The organism is Nonomuraea sp. NPDC003709, from assembly GCF_040610775.1.
Classification (GTDB): Bacteria; Actinomycetota; Actinomycetes; order Streptosporangiales; family Streptosporangiaceae; genus Nonomuraea; species Nonomuraea angiospora_A.
The window spans coordinates 101,710-126,301 of the sequence record NZ_JBEXMW010000025.1; the positions used below are offsets into that span (position 1 = coordinate 101,710).

Annotated in this window: 27 protein-coding genes, 1 tRNA gene and 2 pseudogenes; 15 read left to right on the top strand and 15 right to left on the bottom strand. The window is 66.8% G+C overall.

From position 1 onward, the window contains the following. Positions 1-487 precede the first annotated feature (487 nt). Positions 488-988: a YajQ family cyclic di-GMP-binding protein gene (locus tag ABZX61_RS51275; protein ID WP_350733739.1), complete on the bottom strand. Its 501-nt coding sequence runs from the start codon at positions 986-988 to the stop codon at positions 488-490. Between the two features lie 258 nt (positions 989-1,246). Here ABZX61_RS51275 and ABZX61_RS51280 point away from each other — a divergent pair. After that, positions 1,247-1,328, top strand: a tRNA-Tyr gene (locus ABZX61_RS51280). Positions 1,329-1,557: 229 nt separating this feature from the next. Here ABZX61_RS51280 and ABZX61_RS51285 read toward each other — a convergent pair. The 4 genes from ABZX61_RS51285 to ABZX61_RS51300 all read right to left on the bottom strand — a co-directional run bounded on the left by ABZX61_RS51285 (position 1,558) and on the right by ABZX61_RS51300 (position 5,122). Continuing rightward, entirely contained in the window at positions 1,558-2,922 is a 1,365-nt protein-coding gene (locus tag ABZX61_RS51285; protein WP_355206737.1) for a tyrosine-type recombinase/integrase, read from the bottom strand. Then, entirely contained in the window at positions 2,919-3,116 is a 198-nt protein-coding gene (locus tag ABZX61_RS51290) for a helix-turn-helix domain-containing protein (protein WP_355206740.1), read from the bottom strand. Before ABZX61_RS51290 ends, ABZX61_RS51285 begins: the two co-directional genes overlap by 4 nt. 858 nt (positions 3,117-3,974) lie before the next feature. After that, the gene (locus ABZX61_RS51295; RefSeq protein ID WP_355206743.1) at positions 3,975-4,352 is read right to left on the bottom strand and encodes a YcxB family protein; all 378 of its coding nucleotides are present in this window, start codon (positions 4,350-4,352) and stop codon (positions 3,975-3,977) included. A 401-nt stretch (positions 4,353-4,753) separates the two neighbouring features. Continuing rightward, a complete protein-coding gene (locus ABZX61_RS51300; protein WP_355206746.1) occupies positions 4,754-5,122 on the bottom strand; it encodes a hypothetical protein in 369 nt (122 codons plus the stop codon). Positions 5,123-6,445: 1,323 nt separating this feature from the next. On the opposite strand from ABZX61_RS51300, the gene ABZX61_RS51305 reads away from it, so the two are divergent. From ABZX61_RS51305 to ABZX61_RS51315, 3 genes are all read left to right on the top strand, one after another. Next, a complete protein-coding gene (locus tag ABZX61_RS51305; RefSeq protein ID WP_355206749.1) occupies positions 6,446-6,889 on the top strand; it encodes a hypothetical protein in 444 nt (147 codons plus the stop codon). Positions 6,890-7,105: 216 nt separating this feature from the next. Beyond that, positions 7,106-7,360, top strand: coding sequence for a hypothetical protein (locus ABZX61_RS51310; protein ID WP_355206751.1), 255 nt, complete (start codon positions 7,106-7,108; stop codon positions 7,358-7,360). Next, entirely contained in the window at positions 7,350-7,652 is a 303-nt protein-coding gene (locus ABZX61_RS51315; RefSeq protein WP_355206754.1) for a TetR-like C-terminal domain-containing protein, read from the top strand. Before ABZX61_RS51310 ends, ABZX61_RS51315 begins: the two co-directional genes overlap by 11 nt. Before the next feature lie 84 nt (positions 7,653-7,736). Here the strand turns inward: ABZX61_RS51315 and ABZX61_RS51320 are convergent, their stop codons facing one another. From ABZX61_RS51320 to ABZX61_RS51335, 4 genes are all read right to left on the bottom strand, one after another. Beyond that, positions 7,737-7,934 carry a (4Fe-4S)-binding protein gene (locus tag ABZX61_RS51320; RefSeq protein WP_355206756.1) on the bottom strand — a complete coding sequence of 66 codons (198 nt, stop codon included), beginning with the start codon at positions 7,932-7,934 and terminating at the stop codon, positions 7,737-7,739. Positions 7,935-7,941: 7 nt separating this feature from the next. Further along, positions 7,942-9,165: a cytochrome P450 gene (locus tag ABZX61_RS51325; RefSeq protein WP_355206758.1), complete on the bottom strand. Its 1,224-nt coding sequence runs from the start codon at positions 9,163-9,165 to the stop codon at positions 7,942-7,944. A gap of 151 nt (positions 9,166-9,316) precedes the next feature. Then, entirely contained in the window at positions 9,317-10,366 is a 1,050-nt protein-coding gene (locus tag ABZX61_RS51330) for an ABC transporter permease (RefSeq protein ID WP_355206760.1), read from the bottom strand. 165 nt (positions 10,367-10,531) lie between these two features. Next, positions 10,532-11,473 (bottom strand): RNA polymerase sigma-70 factor, encoded by a 942-nt coding sequence (locus ABZX61_RS51335; protein ID WP_355206763.1) that lies wholly within the window; start codon positions 11,471-11,473, stop codon positions 10,532-10,534. A 256-nt stretch (positions 11,474-11,729) separates the two neighbouring features. Between ABZX61_RS51335 and ABZX61_RS51340 the strand changes: the two genes are divergently transcribed. From ABZX61_RS51340 to ABZX61_RS51350, 3 genes are all read left to right on the top strand, one after another. Next, the gene (locus ABZX61_RS51340; protein ID WP_355206766.1) at positions 11,730-12,581 is read left to right on the top strand and encodes an SDR family NAD(P)-dependent oxidoreductase; all 852 of its coding nucleotides are present in this window, start codon (positions 11,730-11,732) and stop codon (positions 12,579-12,581) included. 51 nt (positions 12,582-12,632) lie between these two features. Next, the gene (locus ABZX61_RS51345; protein WP_355206769.1) at positions 12,633-13,871 is read left to right on the top strand and encodes an FAD-dependent oxidoreductase; all 1,239 of its coding nucleotides are present in this window, start codon (positions 12,633-12,635) and stop codon (positions 13,869-13,871) included. Positions 13,872-13,969: 98 nt separating this feature from the next. After that, positions 13,970-14,095 (top strand): sigma factor, encoded by a 126-nt coding sequence (locus ABZX61_RS51350; RefSeq protein WP_350733614.1) that lies wholly within the window; start codon positions 13,970-13,972, stop codon positions 14,093-14,095. Positions 14,096-14,154: 59 nt separating this feature from the next. On the opposite strand, the pseudogene ABZX61_RS51355 reads toward ABZX61_RS51350, so the two are convergent. From ABZX61_RS51355 to ABZX61_RS51365, 3 genes and pseudogenes are all read right to left on the bottom strand, one after another. After that, a pseudogene (locus ABZX61_RS51355) lies at positions 14,155-14,529 on the bottom strand (NUDIX hydrolase); the annotation flags it as partial. Positions 14,530-14,637: 108 nt separating this feature from the next. Beyond that, the gene (locus ABZX61_RS51360; protein WP_355206771.1) at positions 14,638-14,892 is read right to left on the bottom strand and encodes a hypothetical protein; all 255 of its coding nucleotides are present in this window, start codon (positions 14,890-14,892) and stop codon (positions 14,638-14,640) included. 1,215 nt (positions 14,893-16,107) lie between these two features. After that, complete coding sequence (locus ABZX61_RS51365; protein ID WP_355206774.1) at positions 16,108-16,512, bottom strand: hypothetical protein; 405 nt, start codon at positions 16,510-16,512, stop codon at positions 16,108-16,110. Between the two features lie 3 nt (positions 16,513-16,515). Between ABZX61_RS51365 and ABZX61_RS51370 the strand changes: the two genes are divergently transcribed. Beyond that, the gene (locus ABZX61_RS51370; protein WP_355206776.1) at positions 16,516-16,710 is read left to right on the top strand and encodes a hypothetical protein; all 195 of its coding nucleotides are present in this window, start codon (positions 16,516-16,518) and stop codon (positions 16,708-16,710) included. Positions 16,711-17,386: 676 nt separating this feature from the next. Further along, positions 17,387-17,718: pseudogene (locus tag ABZX61_RS51375) on the top strand (transposase family protein); the annotation flags it as partial. Here the strand turns inward: ABZX61_RS51375 and ABZX61_RS51380 are convergent. Both ABZX61_RS51380 and ABZX61_RS51385 read right to left on the bottom strand, forming a co-directional pair. Continuing rightward, on the bottom strand, positions 17,623-17,907 hold the full coding sequence (locus tag ABZX61_RS51380; protein WP_355206778.1) for a methyltransferase domain-containing protein: 285 nt from the start codon (positions 17,905-17,907) through the stop codon (positions 17,623-17,625). The pseudogene ABZX61_RS51375 and the gene ABZX61_RS51380 sit on opposite strands and share 96 nt — an antisense overlap. A 57-nt stretch (positions 17,908-17,964) precedes the next feature. Next, positions 17,965-19,146 (bottom strand): cytochrome P450, encoded by a 1,182-nt coding sequence (locus ABZX61_RS51385; RefSeq protein WP_355206781.1) that lies wholly within the window; start codon positions 19,144-19,146, stop codon positions 17,965-17,967. Between the two features lie 88 nt (positions 19,147-19,234). Here ABZX61_RS51385 and ABZX61_RS51390 point away from each other — a divergent pair, with 88 nt between their 5' ends. Both ABZX61_RS51390 and ABZX61_RS51395 read left to right on the top strand, forming a co-directional pair. Then, complete coding sequence (locus ABZX61_RS51390; RefSeq protein ID WP_355206783.1) at positions 19,235-19,840, top strand: helix-turn-helix domain-containing protein; 606 nt, start codon at positions 19,235-19,237, stop codon at positions 19,838-19,840. Positions 19,841-20,069: 229 nt separating this feature from the next. Next, the gene (locus tag ABZX61_RS51395; protein WP_355206786.1) at positions 20,070-20,531 is read left to right on the top strand and encodes an Imm21 family immunity protein; all 462 of its coding nucleotides are present in this window, start codon (positions 20,070-20,072) and stop codon (positions 20,529-20,531) included. A 40-nt stretch (positions 20,532-20,571) separates the two neighbouring features. Here the strand turns inward: ABZX61_RS51395 and ABZX61_RS51400 are convergent, their stop codons facing one another. Continuing rightward, positions 20,572-21,000 carry a DUF6086 family protein gene (locus ABZX61_RS51400; protein ID WP_355206789.1) on the bottom strand — a complete coding sequence of 143 codons (429 nt, stop codon included), beginning with the start codon at positions 20,998-21,000 and terminating at the stop codon, positions 20,572-20,574. Between the two features lie 245 nt (positions 21,001-21,245). Here ABZX61_RS51400 and ABZX61_RS51405 point away from each other — a divergent pair, with 245 nt between their 5' ends. From ABZX61_RS51405 to ABZX61_RS51420, 4 genes are all read left to right on the top strand, one after another. Then, positions 21,246-22,361 carry a hypothetical protein gene (locus ABZX61_RS51405; protein ID WP_355206792.1) on the top strand — a complete coding sequence of 372 codons (1,116 nt, stop codon included), beginning with the start codon at positions 21,246-21,248 and terminating at the stop codon, positions 22,359-22,361. Between the two features lie 163 nt (positions 22,362-22,524). Then, positions 22,525-23,079 carry an EF-hand domain-containing protein gene (locus tag ABZX61_RS51410; protein WP_355206794.1) on the top strand — a complete coding sequence of 185 codons (555 nt, stop codon included), beginning with the start codon at positions 22,525-22,527 and terminating at the stop codon, positions 23,077-23,079. Positions 23,080-23,263: 184 nt separating this feature from the next. Then, complete coding sequence (locus ABZX61_RS51415) at positions 23,264-23,479, top strand: hypothetical protein (protein WP_355206797.1); 216 nt, start codon at positions 23,264-23,266, stop codon at positions 23,477-23,479. Positions 23,480-23,693: 214 nt separating this feature from the next. Next, the gene (locus ABZX61_RS51420) at positions 23,694-24,584 is read left to right on the top strand and encodes a bile acid:sodium symporter family protein (RefSeq protein WP_355206800.1); all 891 of its coding nucleotides are present in this window, start codon (positions 23,694-23,696) and stop codon (positions 24,582-24,584) included. The last annotated feature ends 8 nt before the right edge of the window (positions 24,585-24,592 follow it).

The window sequence follows — 24,592 nt, forward strand, 5'->3', positions numbered from 1 at the left end:
GCGCCCGGCCCGGTGGCGTGCGGAAGAAGCCGGTCGATCATGCAAGCAGCGCCACCTGTGGGACGCGGCATCAACCGGCTCAAACCTCATCGGGCCGTGGCCACCTCGCTTCGGCACGCTCGCCATCCGCTACAAGGTCGCCATCCCACATCGCCACAATCAATGAGTCGCTATGAACTCACTTCCGAAATGTGGCCTCGAGGCCGTGCATATGGGCGTTGGCGGTCCGCGGTGGGTGCCTCCGCCTCTGACTGGCCTACATCGTCCACGGAGCCATTTGGCCGATCCGCAAGGGCACCTCGACCAAGGCTGTGTAGCCCGCTCTCAGCCACTCCGCCGAGGATACGTACATGTGGGGGAGCGGCCCGAGGCACAGGAGAAGACGCGTGCCCTCGTGGACAGCGCGCTCGACCGTGTGCCCCGGATGTGCCCTCCGGGCCCTGCGGAACGCTGGAACGCCAGTTCAAAGGCCTGAAGTAGGCCTCCGCTAGCGGTAGTTCACGAACTGGAGGGCGATGTCCAGATCCTTGCCCTTCAGAAGGGAGATGACGTCCTGAAGGTCGTCCTTCTTCTTCGAGCTGACCCGAAGCTCCTCGCCCTGAATCTGCGCCTTGATCCCCTTCGGCCCCTCGTCGCGAATCAGCTTGGAGATCTTCTTCGCGTTCTCCTGGTCGATGCCCTCCTTCAGGCTGACCAGCATCCGGTACTCCTTGCCCGACAGCTTGGGCTCACCCGCGTCGAGGATCTTCAGCGAGAGGCCCCGCTTGACCACCTTCTCCTTGAACACGTCGAGAGCGGCATTCGCCCGCTCCTCGCTGTTCGCCTTGATCTCGATGTTGTCTTGCCCTGACCAGCTGATCGCGGCCCCCGTACCCTTGAAGTCGAAGCGGTGCCCGATCTCCTTGACCGTCTGGTTCAGAGCGTTGTCGACCTCCTGACGGTCGATCTTGCTCACGATGTCGAAAGACGAATCGGCCAAAACACTCATCCTCTCAGCGGCGAAAGCACTACCCGGATCCTGCTTCCCCGGCGTACGCGAAAACGCGCGGACCCAGCGCACGAGCCTAGCCAGCATCGGCCCGCCGCGCAGGACACCGCTCCCGTACGGAGAACCGTCCGGATTCCGGCTCCCCTCCACCCGTTTCGGCGCGGTGCCCAACGGAGATCCGGCGCACACCCAACCGTTGTCACGTACACCTCGGAAGTCCGCTATCCTTCTATCTGTCGCCGCGAGAGCGGATGGCACGGCAGGTTGCCCGAGTGGCCAAAGGGAGCGGTCTGTAAAACCGTCGGCTCAGCCTACGCAAGTTCGAACCTTGCACCTGCCACACGCAGTAAGCGCAGCTCAGAGGCCCTTCGGGGCCTCTTCTGCGTTTCGGGGGGCATGCAGCCGTAGGCGGCTCTGCGCGGCCGTTTGTCGGTGGTCGCGCAATATAAGCGCAATGATCTTGGAGCTGTTTCCGCAGGTCGGACCGGCGGTTTCAGGGGTTCGAGTGTCCCTGAAACGCGAACGGGTCCCGGAGATCATCCGGGACCCGATGGCCTGCGAGTGGTGCGTCATTCCCCCGGTGCGTCGTCTATCCGTCGGTTGGCGATCTCCTGGTGACCGTCGATGCACTTGGCGTAGACCCGGAGAAGGACGTCAACGCTGTGACCGGCCCGCTCGGCGACCTCCGGGGCCGGGACGCCGGCGTTCAGCCAGAGGGAGACAGCCGCGTGACGAAGGTCGTAGGGGCGCTTGGCGAGTGGAGAGGCGACCTGGGCGGGTGTGGAGGCGAGTTTCCGGGACTCCTGCCAGACCTCGGTGTAGGCCGTCGAGGCCACCACGCCGCCACGCTCGCTCTGGAACAGTCGGCCGTCCGGTCCCAGTCCGAATTGGGCTATGTGGTCTCGAAGGATCTTGGCCAGCGTCGGCGGGATGGGCACGGGACGGACGTCATCCCGTCCGCGGTGCTTGAGCCCGCGTTCCTCGTGGGCGTCGCCGGTGTCCGTCCATTGCGTGTTGACCTCGGGCCGAGAGACGTCGATGAGGAGACGTCCCCAACCCGTCTCCGGAAGGTCGCAGTCCTCCTTGCGTAGGGCGATGGCCTCTGCGGGTCGGAGGGCGGCGTAGTACATGCACGCGAACAAGGCCGTGAGCCGCCTACCGCGTCCCCGCCTGCCTATGTAGGTCACCGCGGTCAGCAGTTCTTGCGCCTGTCGAGGGTTGACCACGATGCGGGGACCCACTGTCTCGGTGGTCTTGGGCGGCTTCCACTTGATCCGGTGCAGCGGATTTGCCGAAAGCTCCTCCAGCTCCACGGCGCACTCCAGCATTGCGTGCACGACGGCTCGCTTGCGGCGGACGGTGTTCGCGCCGGCCGCCTTGCCGTCGAGCCGTAGCGCGATCGCGTCGAGCGCCAGCCGTACGGTTTTCGTCTCGCCCAGGTCGACCATGTCGAGCGAGGCACCTTCCAGCCACCGAATCGCCCGCTCCATGTCGGGAGGAGGGGCAGTCCTCTTGGTCTTGGGAAGGAGCGTGTACTTGCGCAGGGCCGTACGGAGCAGCTCGGCGTCGGGCTGGCCGGGCCGATCCTTGACGAGCGCGGGGAGCGCGGTGGCGAGCGCGTCGGAGATGCTGTCGCGGCTCTTGGCGGCCATGCGGGGCCATTTCATCTCGATGTACGCCCGGACGAAGTCGAGGACCGTGCGAGCGCTCTTGGCCTGGAGCATGGACAGCGGGAGACCCGTCTCCATGTCGAACGGCTCACCGTTCTTGGTCGCCTGACGCAGGTCGGACAGCAGGTTCTCGGCGAGCGCGTTGGTCCTAAGCGCCTTGGACTTCTGTCGGCCGCCGACCTTCCAGCGGACGACGTAAGACGGCGTCTTGCTCGACTCGTTCCGCGAGATCGCCCAGAGTTTCACGTCATAGGAGGTGTTCACGCAGCCTCCCGCGAGCTCTGAAGCCACGCGGTGAACTCGCTCCGGTAGATGCGAAGCTCGCCGTTGGGCAGCTTGAAGCCCTCTGGGGCTTTGCCGATCTCCCGCCACCGGTAGAAGGTCCGCCGGGAGACTCCGCCGAGCTCGTCAAGCGGCGGCGCGCCGCGCCGCCGGCGGCCCGAGCCTGCGGGCCGCACGCTGCGCGTGCGGCCTGGGGGCCGTTCTCGCGCGCGGCCCGCCACTCGGGCCGCCGGGTCAACCTACTTCGCGTGAACCACGCTGCTTCGTTTTGCTTCGTAATGCTTCACTGCGCTAATTCCGCTAGCCTTCCAACGTGTGTGTTGCGTGCGTGCACACAACCGATGCGTGCACGCACGCCGCCCCGGATCTATGCAGCAATGCTACGACGCCGGGAACCAGCAATCGTCACCAGGTAATTAACGGCAAGTGACGGATGGCGAGGAACGCGCTAGCAGCGATGGCCGCTACCATCAACAGCACGCACGTTCGGGCCGTACGACCCCAGTTCGCAAGAGCGAATCGGGCCGTACGGCCCAGCTCTTGTGATGCGTTCATGCTCCTCCTTTCTGCGCTCAAGAACCAAAAAGCGCTCCAGGAAGCCCCGCCATCCGGGTGATCTCCGACATCACACGGGCGGAACGCCTGCAGCGCTTAGCCATGCCGTTAACTCCGCAACGCATCCACTGCTTTCCTCGTCGAGCCTTAACGAGTTGCCACGTCGGAGATGACCGGCAGGGGGTGGAACATACGTTGCTTTGTGAACAGGCCAAAGATATAGCCGATCGATCCACGATGCGGTCAGAAACAGAAAACCTGCCTCCGGCGGGGGCGCTCCGGCTCCGGGATGAGCCCGGGCCTGCATATGGCCCGTGGGGCTGAGGTGAAGCCTGATCATCCCGCCCACCATCGACCCGGGACAAGCCGAGCAGACCAGGGTCACGGAGCCAAGGTCGTTCCTCCAGTTGGGGGCTCCACCTTGTCCCCGTGGCCCTGGCCCGCTTCCCCTTCGGGCGGGTCGACGGCAGATGGGATGATCAGGCGGCCGGAAGTGTGCGGGTCTTGTCCGCCATGAAACGGTCAATCTCCGTTCGTTGACCGGGGTCAAACGCACGCCGAGGTAGGTAGAGGGTTGATCCATCGATCATGCGAAGGAACCAGAACTCTCGGCCACTCTCTATGCGCGTGAACATCGACCATCGGTAGGTGACATCGAACTCTTCCTCGCGGCACTCGATCGACTCATCCGTCAGCCTTACTCGAGCTGGACGCATGAGCCACCGCCGCGCCCGCCAGAAGTAGCGATACACCCTCCAAACTACCCACAGCGAGGCCAGTCCCGCCAACATGGTGATCGCGCCGACCACGAGGTTGTAGGTGACAGCGGCAAGGGCGCCGAAGGGGACCAAGAACACGGCGCAGAGCACAGAATTGTCAAATGATCTTCCGGCCCCGGACACAACGGCGCGCCGAGCCTCCCTTGAAGTCAGCCGGATCTCCGTCGCAATGTCCACAGTGTCCCCCGTCGGAGTGGAGTGGGCAGCGCAAGTGTACGGCTCGTCCTATCGCAACAGGTCACAGGCTTAACGTCGTGCCATTAGCGTGCCATTAACCCCGGTGAAGGGGTCAACCACGGTCACTCACGACCGCTCCGGCAACCCCGCTGACCAGGCAACCCGAGGTCCGCTCCCCGCGATCACAGCAATTCCCAAGCTGACAGCGCGATTTCACATCCAAGCGAACAGGCGAATAGTTGACTTGAGAGGGCTTGCGGTGAGCTAGACAGCAACGGTCTAGGCAGTTGCCGGCAGTCAGGCTAGAGAGAGCCTGACTCGGCGAGCGTCGCTGCTTTGCCTTCCTCGAAGTCAGTTATCGCTCGCGGGTTTCGGTCGAAGTAGTCGTTCCAGAAACCGGCTCGGTGCCAACTCAAAGGTGCCGCGCGAAGGCGGCCATCTTCGAGTGTCATCGTCCAGCACTTGGGGATTCGCGGATCTAGGGTTTCGAACATTGACGGGTCCCAGAGAGTGCCGGGGCTCTCGTCGTCATCGCCAAGGATACGGATGTAGTAGACCTCTGCGTCCGAGTACGTTTCCAGGACGACGTATTGTCCGCCCACATGCACGCCCGGATAGGCATCGGTGGGTTCGCCCTGCGGGCTGATGATCCGAACGCAGCGTACGATCACTCGCCGATCGTATAAGTGGGTGGCACACTGAGGAGGACAAGATCCGGAACAGGCTCGGGAATGAGCATGCCACAGGGGCCGAGCGATCACCCGCAGGTCAGCGCGTCCTCGGGCCGAGGGACAGCGATCCACTTCGAATCCGATGGTTGCAGGCTTCACCCCGAAAGCCTGCTAGCTCGGAAAGTCGGTGTCCCAAGGGTAGGTGAACCGTTCGGGTGCTACGCCCCAATCTTGGAGTAGAGCTAGGAGGTCAGCTTCGTCGGCGGCGACTGTGCGCTTGACCTCGTTGCTTCCGATGTCGTAGTCCCAGCCGTCGAGGCGCTCGATGATGTATTCGCGGTGTGTCAGCCGGAAGCTGCGTCTCTCGTCGTTACGTGTCCAGCCTTGTCGTTGGGCGGCATCGTCGGCGTCGGATCGCAGCGGGCGGATCTCGATCCATGCTCGATACTCCGGCCGGCCCGCCTCGACTTCGGCGACGAGGGGCCCGCCTAAGGCGAAGCGCGCTCAGTTTGTCTGTTGGGAAGACTGCCTCAGAGCGTTGAGCCACAGGAGTCAGCCTCTCACGGGGGTATCCGGGGGTCCGTGCAATATATGTGCAATGATCTTGCTGCTCGTGACGGCATGACAAGCTGGCACCCAGGTCAGAAGCATGGGATCGATAGGAACGGTCACGCGCTGTAAAGCCGTCGGCTCAGCTTACGCAAGTTCGAATCTTGCACCTGCCACATGAGCCAAGAGAGGCCCGTTCCCAGCGGAAACGCAGTGACTGGCCTCTCTCGTTGATCATCCGTGAGTACCCCTGATTGCCTTGGTTTCCCGTGGCCTCTGGCACGGATCTGGCACGGGATCATGGGCGCCTGACGCGCGTACCCCGCCGGATCATCCCGTCGTCGCTGCCCTCTGGTCTGCTCGGCTTTCCTGGGCGGCGGGAAGATCCGCCTCGACTCAACCCGGGCACACCAAGATCTCCATTAAAGCCGGGCCGATTCAGGCCGATGTCCTTGATCCGCTGTGGCAGGTCATTTGATAATGACCGCTTTCTGGCATGATCGGAGAACGACTGTGGAAACCCCCGCCTCGGGCCGCGAGCCGATGCCCCGTCGGCGTTCGGCACTGACAGGAGCCACGTTACTCGCGCTGGGCGCCGTCGCGGGCGTCGCCCTGAGTACGGCCGGTCTCGTACCCTCTGCGCTCCGCCCCAAGCCGGTGGCACCAACGGCCTCGCCCGATACCTTGCCCCGGCCCACGGCCAGTGATGCGCGCCTGAGCCTGCCCGCCGTTCGTGGCGCCACCGCGGTCACGCTACCCGCCCAGGTTGAGGGCATGGCCCTGCGCCACGAGTTCGACGACACCGTCGAGGACAGCACTGCTGTCTTCCTCCGTGGCCTGCGTAACGGCGGCTACGGGGTCACGAAATCGGTCAGCGGCCTCTACGTTCTTCCCCAGGCCTCGTCCGCGCAGCCTCCGCTCACCTCCCCGGTGACCCTGTTCGCGGCAGAGTCCAAGGACCTAGATCCGGACGCGATCTTCAAGGACTGGTTGATGCCGTCGTTCGGCAAGGCCGCGAGGAAGTCGGAGACGCTCAACCCGTGGCCGTATGAGGGGCACACGATGTGCTGGCTCACGACGACGTACTTCTGCGCCTGGGCCAACCGCACGTCCTTCGGCGTGGTCTCCTTCAATGCGACGGCCGAGACGACCACGCGGGCCCATGGGCACTTCGCCGCGATCCGAGCCGCCGTCGAGCGGCCGGTCCATCCGCAGTGAGCGGCCCTCGGCGATGCCCACCAGCTGTTCTGCCGAGTACTCCGCGTATATTCCGGATCTTCGTAATGAGGGCAATCGCCTGTGAGACAGGGCAGGCAGCTCAGATCTGCGGTTGCGTATCTCGTAAGGGTGGCTCTCGCAGTAGGGGCAAGTCGGCCTCGCCGAGTTCCCTCGCGGAGGCGTCGCGAGCGCGCGTTCCGCGTCTAGGATCAGGGAGTGCCCAAGCTCGTCTGTCCTTGCGGCTATGTCCATGATCTGTCACCCATCCCTGATGCTGGGTACGTCACCTTCCTGGACGAGCTGTCCGACGCGATTCTCCATCCGGGTGTCGAGGAGTTGGACAGTGATGAACGGATGGGGCTTCTGATCTTCAAGACGGGGCTTCTCTATGAGTGTCCCGATTGCAGTCGGGTCATGTGGCGGAAGGACTATGACGCCAAGTTCCGGATCTACATGCCAGATGACCAGTAGAGGCCTCTCGGAACAAGATCCGGGATATGCGCGGGATGATCTTTCGGTTTGGTCGAGCGAGGCAGGCGCTTGCCCCAGGTCGGCGGTCGTTTCCAGCCAAAGGCTTCAGCCCCCTGTAAAGGACCAGGGTCAACTCGCTCCCGACCTCGACCTGGACCTGGCGTTCGAGGTCCTGTCTGGCCCCTTGTACTACCGGCTGCTGATCACACAGCAGCCGTTGATCCCCGACTACATCAACCGCGTACCCCATGTCCTCTTCGCCGGGTTGAGCCCCAGACCGCAACCGCGATAGCGGCACCTTGCCTCCAGCGCAGATGCGCTGGAGGCAAGGTGCCGACGTTACGGGTACGGACGCGTAGTTCACCCGGGGTAGGGCTTACTCCGGCAGGATGGACAGGGCTCGGGATGGGCACAGGGTGACGGCGTGGCGCGCCTGTGTGGCGCTCTGGTCGTCGAGGTGGTCGGTCAGCAGGGCCACGATCCCGTCGTCGTCTTGGTCGAAGACGGCCGGTTCGGTCAGGACGCACTGGCCGGAGCCGACGCAGAGACGTGTGTCCGCTTTGATGCGCATCATGTCCTGCTCACCAGGTGACCGGGAGTTCGTGAACGCCGTAGATGACGGCGTCGGACTTGAACGGCAGCTCCTCGGCCGATGCGGCGAGCCGCAGGGTGGGGATACGGCGGAACAGCGTGTCGAAGACGATCTGCAGTTCCATCCGGGCCAGGTTCTGGCCGAGGCACTGGTGCGGGCCGAAGCCGAAGGCGATGTGGTGGCGGGCCCCGCGCTCGACATCCAGTTTGGCCGGGTCCTTGAACACCGCCGGGTCCCAGTTGGCCGACAGCATCGAGACGATGACGCCCTCGCCGGCCTTGATGCTCACCCCGCCGATCTCCACGTCTTCGGTGGCCAGCCGGGAGGTGACTCCGTCGGCGATGGTGAAGTAGCGCAGCAGTTCCTCTACGGCCATGGGTGTCCGGCCTGGGTTGCCCTTGACCACGGCCAGCTGCTTCGGATGGGAGAGCAGCCCGACCACGCCGAGCGAGATCATGTTCGCCGTGGTCTCGTGCCCGGCGGTCAGCAGCAGGAAGGCCAGGCTCACCAGGCCCGCGTGGTCGAGGGTGCCCTCCTGGCGTTGCCGGGCGATCTGCCGGCCGAACAGGTCATCGCTGGGTTCGGACTCCTTGCGGGTGACCAGGTCGTCGATGTAGGCGCGCAGCTCGGCGAAGGCTCGCTGGCGGCCTTCCAGCGACGTCCGGCGCACCATCATGGTGGTACGGCTCTGGAAGAAGTCGTGGTCGGCGTACGGGACGCCGAGCAGTTCGCAGATCACCAAGGAGGGGACCGGCAGGGAGAGCGCCTGCACCAGGTCGACCGGCCGCTGGTCGGCGGCGAGCATGTCGTCGATGAAGTGGTCGACGATGTCCTGGATGCGCGGGCGCAGCGCGGCCAGCCGCTTCACGGTGAACTCGCCGATCACCGAGCGCCGGGCCGTGGAGTGTTCCGCGCCGTCCATGCCGAGCATCAACGGCGGCTGGCTGCGGAGCTGCTGCAGGGTCGCCGCATCGAGGGTGAAGAGCGGGAAGCCGTCTTTGCGCTTGTCGGAGGAGAAGCGGCCGTCGGCGAGTACGGCCCGGGCCTCCTCATGTCCGGACACCCACCACGCCTCGCCGCCGCTGGCCAGACGGACCTTGCTGATCGGCGCCTGCTCGCGCAGCCGCTCGTAGGCGGAGGGCGGGGCGAACGGGCAGCCCCGTCCGACCGGCAATTCCAGACCGGCGAGTTCGTCGGCAACGCTCTTCGTCATGAATGACCTCCCAGTACTAGATCTGGCGGAATGTGTTCTGCTTGTGGCGACCTCCGGAACCGGCGGTGTCCTGCGGAGGCCGAGAGTCGCCTGTCGCGCCACCGTCAGGTCCATGTCGCTCCAAGGCCGTGGGCCGGTTCGTCAGCGGTCTTCATCGCAGGCTGAGCGGGGTCTCGGATTCGCTGGGGACAACATCTCCGGGTCGCGGACGCGTAGGAGAGGCCGGTGATGCGGCCGTCCTGGGAAGGTCCGCGGCGACGGTGGTGGCACGGCGCGCGCGCAGGCCGCCGGCCAGGCACAGCACGACACCGAGCGTGAGCCAGGTGACCAGGACGATGACGGAGTGGGTGACGCCGTGGCCGTCGAAGAAGGCGGTGGAGCGCAGCAACTGGCCACCCGCCCCGGGCGGCAGCAGCTGGCCAAGGACGCCGGACCAGCCGGGCAGCATTTCGGGCGCGGTCGCGGCACCTGACAGGGGATTGCCGATGAGCATCATGGCGACGGCGCCGAGACCGAAACCCGCCACCCCGAGCAGCGACTCCAGCCCGAGGATGCTCAGCGAGGTGGCCGCGATGGTCAGGGCGACGGCGCCGCTGTTGGCCCAGTACACGCCGTTGAGCGAGCCGAGCCAGAACTGCAGGATCGCCGCCGCGGCCAGGCCGCCGGTAATCGCGGAGGCGAGCGCTCCGGTGACCCGGCGGGCGGTGCCGCGGACCAGTCTGGTCAGCAGGAGCGCGGCGAGCAGGCCTCCCATGACCAGGGGAAGGGCTCCGGCGGCCAAGCCGGCGCCGCGCGGGTCGTCGGCCGGCAAGGCGACGAGGTCACGGACGGCGACCGCCGTGCGGGTGCCCGGTGCCTGCGCCTGGCTCAGCCCGGTCGCGATGCTCTGCAGGGTCTGGGCGACCGCAGTACCGGCGGCGGTGGCCATGATGACCTGTGGGGTGCCGGAGCTGACGTCGATCGCCCCGTACACCTCCCGGTCGCGGATCAACCGTTCGGCGGCCGCGGTGTCGGCGACCTCGGTGATCTCGAAGCCGCCCGGTAGACGTCGGCCGAGAGCGGTGCTGACCTGCTCGACCGCGGTGCCCGGCCCGGCGACGGCGATCGGCACATCGTGTACCGACGAGCGCACCGACGGCCAGGCGAAGGCGGTGAGCAGCACGGAGATGCCCGCCGTGAGCAGGACGACCGCCCTGACCACCGTTAACCAGGGTGACCGTGGTGTGTCGGCTGCCAGCGGGGCCTGAACGGCCATATCTGCTCCTCGAATCCAACGTTTGCGTGATTTACGTGATGACAGGGCGGGCCGGTACGCGGATGCCTTCGCCCGGCATGCTCCGCACTGCCGGGCGCGGCGGCCGACGGACTACTTCAGCGTGAGCGGGGTCTCGGATCCGATGCGGGTCAGCTTCTGCGGGTTGCGGACGTAGTAGAGGCCGGTGATGCGGGCGTCCTCGACACGGGCCGCAATGACGCCGTCGATCTCGCCGTCCACGCACAGGAGAAGCGCCGGGTTGCCGTTGACCACGGTGGGCTCGCCGGCGAGCGCGATCCGGGCCTTGCCGAGACCGCTGACGATCATGCGGGCGACCTTGCCGGCGCCGATGATCGGCTGTGGCGCGGCCTGTTTGACGCCGCCGCCGTCGCTGATCAGGACGACCTCGGGGGCGAGCACGTCGAGCAGGCCCTGCAGGTCCCGGGTTTCTACCGCACGCTGGAACGACTCCAGCACCGCCCGGGTCTGGCTCGGGGAGACCACCTCTCGAGGGCGGCGGGCATCGACGTGCCGCCGAGCCCGGTGCGCGATCTGGCGAACGGTCGCCGGGGTCTTGCCGACCGCGGCCGAGATCTCGTCGTAGCTCACATCGAAGACCTCGCGCAGCACGAAGACGGCGCGCTCGGTCGGCGACAGCGTCTCCAGGACGAGCATCAGCGCCATCGACACACTCTCGGCGAGCTCGACGTCCTCGGCCACGTCCGGCGTGGTGAGCAGCGGCTCGGGCAGCCAGGGGCCGACGTAGGCCTCCTTGCGGCGCTTCAGGATGCGAAGCCGGTCCAGCGAGCGCCGGGTGGCGATCCGCACCAGGTAGGCGCGCTGGTCGTGCACCTGCCCCGCGTCGACCTTGACCCACCGCAACCAGGTTTCCTGCAGGACGTCCTCGGCGTCGGCGGCCGAGCCGAGCATCTCGTAGGCCACGGTGAACAGCAGGTTGCGGTGGGCGAGGAACACCTCGGTTGCCGGGTCCATCCGGCCACCACCCGCCGTCGGCTCGGCTGTGCCCGTCGTCGCATCCCGGCGCTCGTTCATACCTGGCTCCTGCCTGTTCACCCGCAACTCCTGCTTCATGCACAAGGCGTCGGCGCCCACCGCGGTGTGACACCCGCGATCGGTGACACACGTCACACGACCGCGCTGTCACAAAGTTCGGGGCGCCCACGCCACATGGTCGTCAGGACGCCGCGCGAACGATATGGCGGCACACGACTTCCCGAGCGATCACTTCGGCCCCGTTGCGTGGTGACCGCCGTGCAACGGCCACCGCAGAAAGAACGGAAAGGACATCATGAGCAAGGTCTGGTTCGTCACCGGTTCGTCTCGCGGCCTGGGCCGCAACTTCGTCGAGGCCGCCCTGTCGCGTGGCGACAAGGTGGCCGCGACCGCGCGGACCGCCACGAGCCTTGACGAGCTGGTCGCCGCCTACGGCGGGGCGGTGCTTCCGTTGGAGCTGGACGTGACTGACAAGGCCGCCGTCTTCGAGAGCGTGAAGCGGGCCAGGGAGCACTTCGGCCGTCTCGACGTCATCGTGAACAACGCCGGCTACGCCCATGTCGGCGCGATCGAGGAGCTGACCGAGCAGCAGTTGCGCGACCAGCTGGAGACCAACGTGTTCGGCGCGGTGTGGGTGATCCAGGCCGCGCTGCCGTACCTACGTGAGCAGGGTGCAGGGCACATCATCCAGCTGTCCTCGGCGGCCGGGCTCATGGCGTTCCCGCTCAGCGGCGCCTACAGCGCCTCCAAGTGGGCCCTGGAGGCCGTGAACGAATCCCTCGCCCACGAGGTCGCCGACTTCGGCATCAAGGTGACCGTGATCGAGCCCGGCGGCTTCGCCACCAGGTCCGGCAAGAGCCCCGATCCCCTCAACAACGGCCACCTGGCCGAGCCCAACCCGGCCTACGACGCTCTTCGCCAGCGCATCGCCGCGTTCGCGGGCAAGCAACCCGCCGGCGACCCGGCCGCCGCGGCCCAGGCACTCCTCGAGCTCGTGGACTCCGACAATCCGCCCCTGCGGGTGCTGTTCGGGCAGGGCTTCTACCCGATGCTCCAGCAGGTCTACGCCGACCGGCTCAAGACCTGGGCCGACTGGCAGGACCTTTCGGCGCAGGCGCACGGCAACCTCGATCAAGAAGATCGCTGACCCAGGGCCGAGCCGACTCACCAGAGGCAAGCGAACCGATAGGAGCACCACATGAAGCACCGCATCGTCGTCCTCGGCGCCGGCTATGCCGGGGCCTACGTGGCCGGGAACCTGGCCCGCCGGCTGTCCCCGGCGGACACCGAGATCACCGTGGTCAACGCCGTCCCGGAATTTGTCCAGCGAATGAGGCTGCACCAGCTCGCGGCGGGCCGCGACATCGAGGCTCCGAAGCTCGCCGACGTCTTCGCGGGCACGGGAATACGGCTGCGCCTGGCCCGTGTCACCGCCGTCGACCCCGAGCGCCAGGTAGTCGCCATCGCTGACGCCGACGGCGGCGGCGAGCTCGGCTACGACACGCTTGTCTACGCGCTCGGCAGCCATGGTGACGTCGAAGGTGTCCCCGGCGTGGCCGAGCACGCCTTCGACGTCGCCGCCCGGCCGTCGGCGCTGCGCCTGCGCGAGCGCCTGGACAGCCTGGACAGGCGGGGCGAGGGCGGGAGGGTGGTGGTCGTCGGCGACGGGTTGACCGGTATCGAGGCCGCCACCGAGATCGCCGAATCCCGGCCCGGCCTGTCGGTGGCGCTCATCGCCCGCGGTGAGCTGGGCACCCGGCTCTCCGCCGGAGCCCGCGGCCACCTGCGCCAGGCCTGCGGCCGGCTGGGTGTCACCGTCCTGGAGCACACCAGCGTCGAAGCCGTCGAAGCGACGCGGGTGCTGTGCGCCGATGGCACCGCCCTGGCGTCCGACGCGACCGTGTGGACGGCCGGGTTCGGGGTCAGCTCCCTCGCCGCCGCCGGCGGGCTGGAGGTCACCCGGAACGGTCAGATCGTCGTCGATCGCACTATGCGGTCGGTCTCGCACCCGAATGTGTACGCCATCGGCGACAGCGCCTATGCCATCGGCGACAACGACCGGCCGTTGCCGATGTCCTGCGCGTCAGCCGGCTACACCGGCAGGCAGGCTATCGAGGCGATCGTGGGACGCCTGACCGGCCGCAAGATCGCGAAGACCAAGCTGGTCTACACGTACAACCACATCAGCCTCGGGCGGCGAGACGGGATCCTGCAGACGGTCGACGACGAAGGGCAGGCAAAGCCGAAGTACAAGGGCGGCCGGAAGCCCGCACGGATCAAGGCGGGCATCCTCAAGATGGCGCTGTGGGCCACCTCGCACCCCACCTACGGCATGCCCAAGCGCAAGCACCGCCTGGCCGCCGCGCCGGACGCGGCCCGTCGAGAAGGCGCTCGCGTAATCACCTCACGTGGCTCGCGTGCACAGCACCGCCACTGATCGCTTGAGCGCCGGTCGGTTCGAGGCCAGCCAGAACGAACCGGCTGGCCTCGCGAGCAGCCCGGCTGCTGGGCTCCGCCGCCGACGTCGAAGACGCCGTGCAGGACGCGTTCCTGCACTGGCAGGCCGCCGACCGGCAGCGGATCAAGGTGCCGGAAGCATGGCTGACCAAGGTCATCACCAACCTGTGCCTCGACGGCACCCGCCCCGCGGGCAGAGCCTGAAGCAAGCCGATCAACGTCCCCGACGTCCAGATGTCCCCGCGGGCAATCATGCCGGGAACCTCTGCCATCGGAACCCACTCGATCCGATCAGCCTCCACCTCACCCTCAGGCGAGCCCACCAGCTCGGCCCCGCGCGCCACGAACAGCAGGTGCTCCGCATCCACCATGCCGGCCATCGGCTGATAGCTCACCAGGCGCTCAACGTTCTTCGGCCTGTACCCGGGCTCCTCCTCAACCTCCCGGACCGCGGTCGCCATCGGATCCTCACCGGCCTCGACAAGCCCGCCAGGAAGCTCCCACCCCCACCGATCGAACACAAACCGATGCCGCCACATCAGCAAGACCCGATCCTGCTCATCCAGCACAACCGCGATCGCAGCCCGATCCAGATGCACTACGTGATGCTCGAACCGCTCCCCTCCAGGGATCTCCACATCGGCCAGCCCCAGCCGAATCCACTGGTTGTCGTAGATGAGCCGTTCGCCATGTACGACCCAGCGGGTCAGCTGCCGCAACCCCCTGCATCCCGGTTCAATAGTTAGCTAGATGGACTTCACCCAGGAACGGGCCACATTCGGAGGCATCGCCAATTCCTCCTGTACGAGCCGGATTGCCTGTTCTTCGTATCCGCGAACCTTTAGTTGGCGCACACGACCGGTGAGTTCGGTGGCCCTGACGGCGTCCGTGTACTTGAGGACACGGCGCTGCCGAAGTATCCGAACGACCATCACGACCCAGAAGACGAGGAAGCAGGCGAAGAGCCCTAAGAAGCCCAGAGGGACCACGGTGTCAAGCATGAGCTGATCTTAGGTGTCGGGGGCCGAAATCTACGAGATCAGTCATCGCTTTTCGGAAGTGCCTGGCTACGAGCCAGCAGAACCGCCTCCTGGATGTCGGCCTGAATCCGTTTCCGGATCTGTGCCTTCGGATCCAGCGAAGGCCGGCACGGCGCGATCTCGCCTGCCCTATGTTTTCACCAGCCAGCGACCCCAACCTCCGTCTCTTATAGGAAACCCTCATCGCGCACTTCTGCATGCGCTTGCCAAATTGTTCCTATAGGGATCAAGGCGCCGGCACTTCGCGCCGCCGCACGGCCCGCCGCCCGCCCGCCGTACCGAGCCTGGCCCGCCGACCAGGGGCGCGCCGCCGCCCACTTCGCCGGACGTGTCTCTCGACCTGCTTTTAGGCCCTTGTAGCTATGCGCCTGAGCGAGCATGAATCTCCTCTCGAAGAGTGCCACCTGTCCGCGGCAGGCGGGTGATGCGCCGCATGGCCTCGCCTTGCTGCCCATCGATGCATTTGGCGTATACGCGTAGCAGAACGTCAACGCTGTGGCCTGCCCATTCGGCCACCTGGGGCGGGCCCGCCGGCGTTGAGCCAGGTGGAGACAGCGGCATGGCGTAGGGCGTCGGGAACCTTCATGAGGGGTGACCTGGCTTTGGATGGCGTAAATGCCTGCGTCCTGGCTTCGTGGAAGGCCTTGAGGTAAGCGCGGTCGGTCATCAGACCGCCGCGAGGACCGCGTGAAGCGACCGTTGGACGAGGCGTCGAAGTCCTTGACGGGCTCGATTTCGCCGATGCTGTAGCAGCCGTGCGGGAAGGCCATGGCGAAGGTGACGGGGATGGGACCTTGCAGAGGTGAAGGTGACGGTGGTGCCACCCATGCGATAGACAGTCCCCCAGCCAATGGCCCGACATCTAGGGAGGATCGCGTGCGAATCCTGTGGGGGTGTTTAGTAGTAGTCGTGATGGCCCCACTGGTCGGGCTGTTCCTGCTGTACAAGATGCCGATGTGGCGCGATGATGCCCGGTTCGACGACTTCCGCAACCGAGTGCTGGCCCATCCGCTACCTCCCGGGACACAGAGGCAGGGAGACAGCGTCGCCACGCCGGAGGCAGTAAAACCGTCATCGTGGAACTCAATGACATCAGCCCCAGCGATTGGGACTCGCGCTGCACATAGACGGCAGCTCGATCACGTGATCAGGTAGGCGTCTTCCCACTCATGCCGGTCAGCCGGATAGCAAAACCTTCACCACCGCCAAAGGCCGGCCAGACACATCGCGGACGGCACCGAAAAAGCCGGCAGCGCCGGTGAACCACTGCACGTCGATGCCATGACCCACCTCCTTGCCCGCGGCGTCGACCCGCAGGCTGCATCTTCGAAGCACGGAACACCTCTCCAACGAGCCGAGTCCCGACGCCACTGGCTCGCTGCAGAAAACATCCGAGCGTGGATCGCCCGACGCGAGGCGTCCGATAATCGGAACAAGGACGAGGCCTCCGGCAGAGCGCTCAGGCTTCGGGATGATCAGGCAGGGAAATAGCGTGCAGGTCAGCACGTTACAAACCAACGGTTGCGCTGATGGCCCAGCCGAAAATGGTTTGCCGAGAAGTGATCCCACCTTCAGGATCACCGCATGACCGATGACCTGGACGACCTCGTACTCCGAGGCCAAAGGATCAGAGGCATCAAGCTGATCAAGGACACCTTCGACTGCACCCTGCACGAAGCCCTCGACTTCTACGTAGACCGATATCACAAGCTGCGCCAGACACGCCCCGACGACTTCACCGAGAGCCCCGAGGAGTACTGGGAGGGCTTCTACTCCTGATGCACCCCGGCCTCTGGCACGGCACTTCAGCTATGGGTGATCGCCGCGCCGTAGTAACCGAACGCTCTAGCCGGGTCTATTGGCGCGCTTGCACAGATGCAGCCCTCACGATCGCCACCGCGTGGTCGGCCGCCGTACGTGCTTGGGGGCGATTGACGATCCAGGGTTCGTTCCTCACCCTGGCTTGCCGAGAAACGTGGCTGATCGCCGGACTTGCCCCTCTGGACTGGCGGATGGCACGGTGACCAACTATGGGCAGGAGACGTTACGTTGCCAGAGGCGTTCCCGGCGGCTACCGGATCTGGGACAACAACGCGCGCCGCTGGTGGGGTGAACTGTACGAGTTATGCCCTGACGATCTGCTCGACGAATTGAACGGCGCACGTGACTACGACAAAATCACGGCGCTCCTCAAGCGTTGCAGGGCCACGAAGCGTTAGCTGCAAGGCGCGATGAGCGGCGTGGCAGGTATTGAGTTCGGTGCTGATCACATCAACTCGTGGCTGGCTGCGTGGCAGCGCAATCTGTTCTATGTGCAGGATCCTGATGAGGGGGAGACGCGGCGAATCTGGGCCAGGGTGGCCTTCGCGGCACTCGAACGGGCCGGTTACCCCGCGCGGTACGCGAACGCGAGCCGGTTCAACCTTCGAGCGTTGCTGATTGCGGATCTCGGCCCTGGCGCTACATCCGCGAGGCCATCGCCCTGCTCGCTACTCGCGCACCCCGCTTGGCCGCGGTCTTACGTGCGGCCCACCGTGCCGGCTACCCCTACCTGGTGCTGGACGGCACGCTCATCGCCATCGACCGAGTAGCGGCCGACCGTCCCCCTACTCGGGCAAGCGCAAGAAGCACGGCATGAACATCCAGGTCCCGGCTGCTCCCGACGGCACACCGCCGTGGACCTCCGGCTCGCTACCCGGCTCGGTACACGACCTCAGAGCCGCCCGGATCTGGGGCATCCTGCGCCGCCTGAACGCCACCGACCTGATCGTCTTGGCCGACAAGGGCACCGACGTCGGGCAGCGAGCACAGCACCATGCAGAACGCCACCGCGTCCACGCTGCGATCGGCCAGGGGCAGGTGTTCGGCCAGGCCGGGCACCACCTCGACGGCGACCGGCGCGCCGACCTCGACCACCTCACCGGTCAGGCCTGACAGCAGCGATTGGCGGCGTTCGGCCATGCCGCCTTCGTCCATGGCGGCGGCCCTCTTGGGATACGACCGGCCGCCGTACGGTCGTCTTCACCGTGGTCGTCACCAGGTGACGGGCAGGGCGGTGAGGCCGCCGGTGAGCACGTTCGGGTTGAAGGTCAGCTCCTCCACCGCGCAGCCAAGCTTCAGGGCGGGGAAGCGGGCGACGAGCTGGGAGAAGACGACCTGCAGCTCGATGCGGGCCAGTGGCGCGCCGATGCAGTAGCGGGCGCCGTGGCCGAAGGTCAGGTGCGGCGTCGGCGGCCGGTCGAGGTCGAAGCGGTCGGGGTCGGCGAAGACGGCGGCGTCGTGGTTGGCCGCGCCGGTGTCCAGCAGCACCAAGTCCCCGGCTCGGACGTGGGCTCCGGCCATCTCCAGGTCGGTGCGGGCGTAGCGGGGGATGCCGCTGCCACCCAGACCAGGCGCGCGCAGAATCTCTTCCACGGCAGAGTCGATCCGGGATGGGTCGTCCACGAGGGCCTGCCACCGGCCGGGGGTGGTCAGCAGCCACAGCGCACCGTTACCGATCACGGTGACCGTGGTCTCGTGTCCGGCGAACAGCAGAGTCATGCCCATCGCGGCGGCATCGTCGTCGCTGACGCCGTCGGTGGCGGCCAGCCGGGAGATCACATCGGCGTCCACTTCCCCTGCGGCGCGCTTGCGGGCCACCAATTGCTGCCCGTAGCTGAACAGTTCGGCCAGCCCTTGCTCGGAGCGGGCCCGGTCGGTGATGTCGGCGGCAGCCTGCGTCCAGGCGCGAAACTGCGCCCGGTCCTCGAACGGGACGCCGAGGAGTTCGCAGATGACCGCGATTGGCAGCGGCAGGGCGAGCGCGGCGTGCAGGTCGGCAGGTGGACCGGCGGTGGCCATCTCGTCCAGCAGGTTCGCCGTGAGCGTCTCGACCCGGCCGCGCAGCGCGCGCATGCGCTTGGGCGAGAAATGCGGCTGCAGCAGCGAGCGCATCCGCCGGTGGTCGGCCTGCTCGGTGTCGAAGTCGCCCAGCGGGCCGCCGAACAGTGCTGACTCACCAGTGCGGGAGGCGCGCTCGGGCTCGCGGTGGGCGCGGCCGAGCCGGTCGTCATCCAGCAGAGCACGTACCTGCTCATAGTCGGTCACCAGCCAGGCCGGGTCGCCGACGGCGGTGCGGATGGCGTGGATCGGGCCTTGGGCCTGCAGTCGGCGCAGCAGCGGCGCCGGCTGCATTGGGCCGGGCTGCTGGAACGGCAGCCGGACGGGTTCGGACACGACTCCCCCCAAGAGGTAGACGCAGATTTGTATACTTCGATGTCTAAAAAGCTACATGTATACTTCTGCTTCTACAAGTGGAGGTGGGATGAGCAACCCCGAAGCAGGCGGTACCGGCTCTGAGGCCGTCCCGACTTCACCGGTGCGGCGGCTGCGGCGCGCCGAGCGGCGTGAGCAGATCCTGGACGCTGCCACCCGCGCCTTCGCCCGCGCCGGCTACGCCGCCACCGGCCTTGACGACATCGCCGCCGAGGCCGCGCTAACCCGGGCGATGCTGTATCGGCACTTCGACTCCAAGGCCGACCTGTACCGAGCCGTGCTCGACCGGGCGGGCGTGCGGCTGGCCGAGGCCACTGGCACCGACGACTTCGACGAGCGCGCCCTCCCTGCCCTCGTGCGCGCTGCCGCGGCTGATCCCGACGGTTTCAGGCTGCTGTTCCGCTACGCGGCCCGCGAGCCCGACTTCCGCGAACTGATCGACTCCATGACCTCCGCTTCTCGTGAGGTCGCCCGCCGCAACCTGGCCAGGAGAATCCCTGCGGGCCCTTGGCTGGACTGGGCCGCGAGCCTGATCCCCACCCTGACACTCGAGGCCGTCATCGCCTGGCTGGATGCCGGCCAGCCCGACCCCGACCAGGCCGCTCGGCGCATCGATCAGGCCGTACACGGTGTCATGGCCGCCGCCCAACCTTGAGCCGTCCAACAGCGGGTCACCGCGTACGGCCATCATCGGCGGTGATCGGTCCGATCAGGTCTCAGAACGCGTGACTGGCTTGGGCGGATCAGCGCTTGAAAGTCCGCAGCAGGGTCCTCTTTGCGGGCCAACGCTCCCACGCGGGGACGTCGGACAGCACTGAGCTCGGGCGTCGGTGAGCTGGACAGCATCGAAGGGAGAGATTCTCTCGGCAAGGCGGTGGGGCGAGATGAACCGACCGATGCCGGCGGGGATCGCGACCGGATCGGTGCTCGCGCCGCCGCCCCATATGCAGCCCAACGACCGCCTGGTGATGGCTGATCTCCATACGGCCGCGCCTGCGCTGTTGAGGGCTACATCGGTACCGTCACCCGTTGGGGCGCGGCAAGCCCTTGTTCTCGGCGACGAACCTGCCATGACGACCTATCTGCCGACCGAACGCCTCTTCCTGCGCTGGGCCGCCGCATACTCCGAAGCCGAGCTGGTCGCGGCAGCCAAGCGAGCCCTGGCGGCAGAGCCGGATTGGGATGATGACGAAGACCTGAACTGGGAGGTGCGGGAGGCGGTCGTGCTCTTCGACTCGGCCATTCCCGGTGCTGAGCTGGAGCCTGGCCGGTACAGGGTTCGAGCCACCTACATGAAGGATGAGGACAATTGGATGATCCTCGTCCAGCTCCAGCCGGGAACCTGAGCCCCGGGCGTACTCCGCGTCTGTGCCGGTCGTAGGAGCCTTAGCGCGGCATTGCCCGAGCGTGCTGCCCAGAAAGGGCTGTCCATCGCTCAACATCACGTACCTGGCCACCTGGTGGCCATGCGGAATGTTCGCTCACCTGCACATCCCTCCAGCCGCCATCGTTCGCATGGGGCCCGGGCAGTTTTGCTCCGCCGCGCTCAACGAGAACGAGGGCCGTCGCTATGAAGCCCTCCATGAGTGAGTGCAGGATGGGATGGTTCGAACGCTCGTAGCGCTCGATTAGCGCACTCACGAAGGCCGCGAAGGCGGCCAGGTCAATCTCACATTCGTCGCTCACCATGGGGCCGAGCCCCGTCGGCAATCCTGTCTCGGGGGCAAGCGCTTCCGCTGATCGCATGAACAGGCCGGCGACTCCGTTCGAGGGGTTCCAGAGGACTTGATCGCCAACCTGGAAGTACTGGCTCATGTTCTCCTCGCGTTCCACCGCGCCCGCCGTTCGGGCCGCGACGTTGGGCCCGAAGGTTAGCGTTTCCTACGCATCCCCGGGTCCATCGCAATAACCCGGACGAGCTATCAGGACGGACTCGGTCGTCCGAGCCCACCTTCTGCGGGAGGCAGGGCAGCACGCGGCGATCTGGCAGGCTGGCAGAAGGACAGCAGAAGCGGCAGGACGGAGACGAGCGCGTGGCCGGTTGGAGCGCGATGGCGGGGATGCACGACTTTGTCGTGCCCGACGAGGGGGCGGCGCAGGCGTTCGCCGAGCAGCTCGCGGAGTACGGGTTCCCCTGCGTTCTCGCCCGTCCGCACCCGGACGGCGGCTGGCTGGTGATGGCGCTCGACGAGGGCCCCTACCCGGTCGACACCGTGGGCCACCGGCAGATCGAGGCGGTGAGCCGGGAAGCCGCGGCGATCGCGCGGATGCATGGCGGCCGGCCCAATGGCGGCAGCCGGTTCGACGTCAGCAGGATGGCAGAGTATCGCAGCTGGACCGCCCCGATCGAGGTGAAGGGGACGAAGGCGCGTCCGCCGGTCCCGGAGGTCACCGTCGTTCCGGCGCCACCGCTGGCACCACTGGCGCTCACACCGGACTTCGCCACCCCGGGGATCCTGGAGCTGGCCGGTCTCGACGACGTGCCGTGGGGCGACCTGGAGCATGCGCACGGTTCCGCCGACGACGTCCCCGGCCTGCTGCGCGAGCTGGCGGACGGTACGGGGGAGTGGGACGAGGTCCTCGACGAGTTGTTCGGCGACGACCTGCTGCACCAGGGCGACTGCTATGAGGCCACCGCCCCCGCGCTGCCGTTCCTCACCGAGCTGATCGTCGCCGACACGGTGCCCGCGCGTCAGCGCCGGGACCTCTATCTGTGGCTGATGGTCGCCGGTGGCCGCCGCAACGACAACCTGGTCGCGTTCGCCGACCTCGCGCTGGACGAGGAGGAGCCGCTCCAGCCGGGTGCATGGACCGAGGAGGTGTTCCGGACCGTCGGTGACCAGGTTCCGGTGCTGCTGGACCGGTGGGACGCCGAGCCGCCGGGAATCCGTTTCGTGCTCGCGGTCCTTGCCGCGCAGCATCCCGGGCACGGTGTGCGGGCCGCCGACCGGATCGCTGCGTTGGTCGCCGAGCTCGGCGGGACGCGGCAGGGTGCGTACCTGCGGCTCGCCGTGGAACTCGTGCGCGGCCGCGACGCGCAGGCGCTGGCTCTCGCCTCCGAGATCATCGACTGGGCGGATCACCTGGAACCGAAGTGGCTGGAGGCCCCGGGCGTGCCCGACGGCATCAAGGCGGCGCACGTGCTGGCCGAGGGCGCGCTCCGCACGATCGAATAGCGACATCACCCGGAGGCCGTTCTTTCGCGAACTCCCACGCGCTCTCTCAAGGCACATTAGTGTTGCCGCGTCGCCACCATGACGGCATCTGTCACTGAGCGGAGCCATCCGGATACTTAGGGATCGGTCGCGATCCACGCCGTTCGATCCGGGAGGTACACCTGTGACCCGCTCTCTGCACGAGTCCAACGTCGCTGCCCTGTTCGCACTGCTCGACAGCACTGGCGACGGGCAGATCGCTGCCGATGACTTCAAGCGCATCGCGGACAGGGTATGTGCCGCGGTGGCCCCTGACCCGGGCTCGCGTCAGCATCAGGCCATTCAGCAGTTGTGCGCGGACTGGTGGGAACACATCCGCGAGGACGCCGACCTCGATGGCGATGCCGCGGTGAGCGAGGCGGAGTTCGCCCAGGCGGTGGACCACTTGGTCGCGAGCCATCCGCAGTTCCAGCAGGTGACCAGCGCCTTGTCGTGCGCCGCCTTCGACGCCGCCGACACCGACGACGACGGGTTCATCTCAGCGCCGGAACTCGATCACTTCTTCAGCGGGATGGGTATCCCCCACGAGGTGGCCGAGGGTGCTTTCGCCCAACTGGACACCGACGGCGACGGCAGGATCTCCCGCCAGGAGTACGCCGAAGGCGTTTGGGTGCTGCTCACAAGTGAAGACCCCGTTGCCCCTGGATCGGCGATCCTGGGGCAGACGGGTGCGGGCTGAGCTCTGCCGCTGCGGGTTGCGGCCTGTCAGTAAGGTTGGCTGCCACGATCCATAACCGGTCGAGGTCGTACGGTGCGTACCCGAAAAGATGGCCTAGCCGCACGCCACGGTCCCGTTCTGGCGGGACCGTCGGCTCAGCCTACGCAAGTTCGGACCTTGCAGGCCCGTCACCAGCGGAAACGCGGTGACGGGCCGCTCGCTTTGTGTCCGGCCGTCCACGGCCGCCGCCGGCACCGGATCGCCGTGCAAGGCGCGGACCGACCTCGTCTCCATCTGGTCCGCCGTGGAGAAACGCATCCAGGACGATGCCGTCGCGGCTCACCCCGCCGAGTTCCATGCGCTTCAGGAGACCAAGGGTCGGCAGCTCGCGGCCGCCCGCGCCGTCCTCGTCCGCGGCTGACCGGCACCTCGTGCCTGCCCTTGGGCCGCGCGGGTCGGCGAGGCGGCTGGGACGGTCGCCGTCACAGTCCCCGCGGCTCGGAATGCCTCACGCTGATCACGCATGGCCGACCTGAGTGATGGCCAGGCTGCTGACGAGTGGTAGCCACCGTCCCCGCCCGACAAACCTTGCGGCGACCTACCAGAACTTGTAGGTATGCCCGAGAATGTCCGCTATGGGCTCCGCGTTGATCTTGGCCAGTCTGCCGTTCGCCATCGGCATCGTCATGCTCGGCCTCGGCCTCAGCCTGACCCTGGACGACTTCCGGCGGGTGGGTCAGTATCCGAAGGCGGCCGTGGTCGCGCTGCTGTGCCAGATCGTGCTGCTGCCGGCGATCTGCTTCGGCGTGGTGCTCGTCTTCCGGCTTCCGCCGGAGCTGGCGGTCGGGTTGCTGCTGGTCGCGGCGTCGCCCGGTGGCCCCGCGGCCAACCTGTTCAGCCACCTGTTCGGTGGGAACGTCGCGCTGAATGTCACGCTCACCGCGATCAACTCGGTGCTGGCCGTGGTCGTCCTGCCGGTTGTGGTGAACCTCTCGGCCGGGTACTTCTTGCCCGATGGGGCCGCCCTCGGGCTGCAGTTCGACAAGATACTGCAGGTCTTCGTGATGGTGATCGTGCCGGTCGCGATCGGGATGCTCGTGCGCGCATGGGCGCCGGAGGCGGCGCGGCGGCTCAACCTCCCCGTCCGGGCGCTGTCGGTCGTGGTCCTGGTCGGGGTCATCTACGCCGTGCTGTACGCGGAGCGGGAGAACCTCGTCGGCTATTTCGTCTCGGTCGGGCTCGCCGCGTTGGTCTTCAACATCGTGAGCCTGCTGATCGGCTACGGCGTGCCGCGCCTGGCCGGCGTCGACCACCGTGCGGCCACCGCGGCCGGGTTCGAGATCGGTATCCACAACACCGGGCTCGCCATCACGATCGCGCTGAGCCCGACGCTGTTGAACAGTGCCGCGATCGCCATCCCGGGCGCGGTGTACGGCATTGTCATGTTCTTCACGGCGACCGGATTCGGCTGGTTGATCAGGAGCCGAGCTCGATCGAGCTTGACGGCATCCACAGATCCAACGTGACGGTGTGG

What these genes read in the sequence shown, in the direction of transcription:
- ABZX61_RS51320 (WP_355206756.1), bottom strand. Translation starts at nt 7,934, where the DNA reads ATGATGCGCATCAAAGCGGACACACGTCTCTGCGTCGGCTCCGGCCAG.
- ABZX61_RS51420 (WP_355206800.1), top strand. Translation starts at nt 23,694, where the DNA reads ATGGGCTCCGCGTTGATCTTGGCCAGTCTGCCGTTCGCCATCGGCATC.
- ABZX61_RS51380 (WP_355206778.1), bottom strand. Translation starts at nt 17,907, where the DNA reads ATGGACGAAGGCGGCATGGCCGAACGCCGCCAATCGCTGCTGTCAGGC.
- ABZX61_RS51345 (WP_355206769.1), top strand. Translation starts at nt 12,633, where the DNA reads ATGAAGCACCGCATCGTCGTCCTCGGCGCCGGCTATGCCGGGGCCTAC.
- ABZX61_RS51340 (WP_355206766.1), top strand. Translation starts at nt 11,730, where the DNA reads ATGAGCAAGGTCTGGTTCGTCACCGGTTCGTCTCGCGGCCTGGGCCGC.
- ABZX61_RS51360 (WP_355206771.1), bottom strand. Translation starts at nt 14,892, where the DNA reads ATGCTTGACACCGTGGTCCCTCTGGGCTTCTTAGGGCTCTTCGCCTGC.
- ABZX61_RS51275 (WP_350733739.1), bottom strand. Translation starts at nt 988, where the DNA reads ATGAGTGTTTTGGCCGATTCGTCTTTCGACATCGTGAGCAAGATCGAC.
- ABZX61_RS51305 (WP_355206749.1), top strand. Translation starts at nt 6,446, where the DNA reads ATGGCCCTGCGCCACGAGTTCGACGACACCGTCGAGGACAGCACTGCT.
- ABZX61_RS51370 (WP_355206776.1), top strand. Translation starts at nt 16,516, where the DNA reads ATGACCGATGACCTGGACGACCTCGTACTCCGAGGCCAAAGGATCAGA.
- ABZX61_RS51390 (WP_355206783.1), top strand. Translation starts at nt 19,235, where the DNA reads ATGAGCAACCCCGAAGCAGGCGGTACCGGCTCTGAGGCCGTCCCGACT.
- ABZX61_RS51400 (WP_355206789.1), bottom strand. Translation starts at nt 21,000, where the DNA reads ATGAGCCAGTACTTCCAGGTTGGCGATCAAGTCCTCTGGAACCCCTCG.
- ABZX61_RS51325 (WP_355206758.1), bottom strand. Translation starts at nt 9,165, where the DNA reads ATGACGAAGAGCGTTGCCGACGAACTCGCCGGTCTGGAATTGCCGGTC.
- ABZX61_RS51405 (WP_355206792.1), top strand. Translation starts at nt 21,246, where the DNA reads ATGCACGACTTTGTCGTGCCCGACGAGGGGGCGGCGCAGGCGTTCGCC.
- ABZX61_RS51335 (WP_355206763.1), bottom strand. Translation starts at nt 11,473, where the DNA reads ATGAACGAGCGCCGGGATGCGACGACGGGCACAGCCGAGCCGACGGCG.
- ABZX61_RS51395 (WP_355206786.1), top strand. Translation starts at nt 20,070, where the DNA reads ATGAACCGACCGATGCCGGCGGGGATCGCGACCGGATCGGTGCTCGCG.
- ABZX61_RS51315 (WP_355206754.1), top strand. Translation starts at nt 7,350, where the DNA reads ATGACCAGTAGAGGCCTCTCGGAACAAGATCCGGGATATGCGCGGGAT.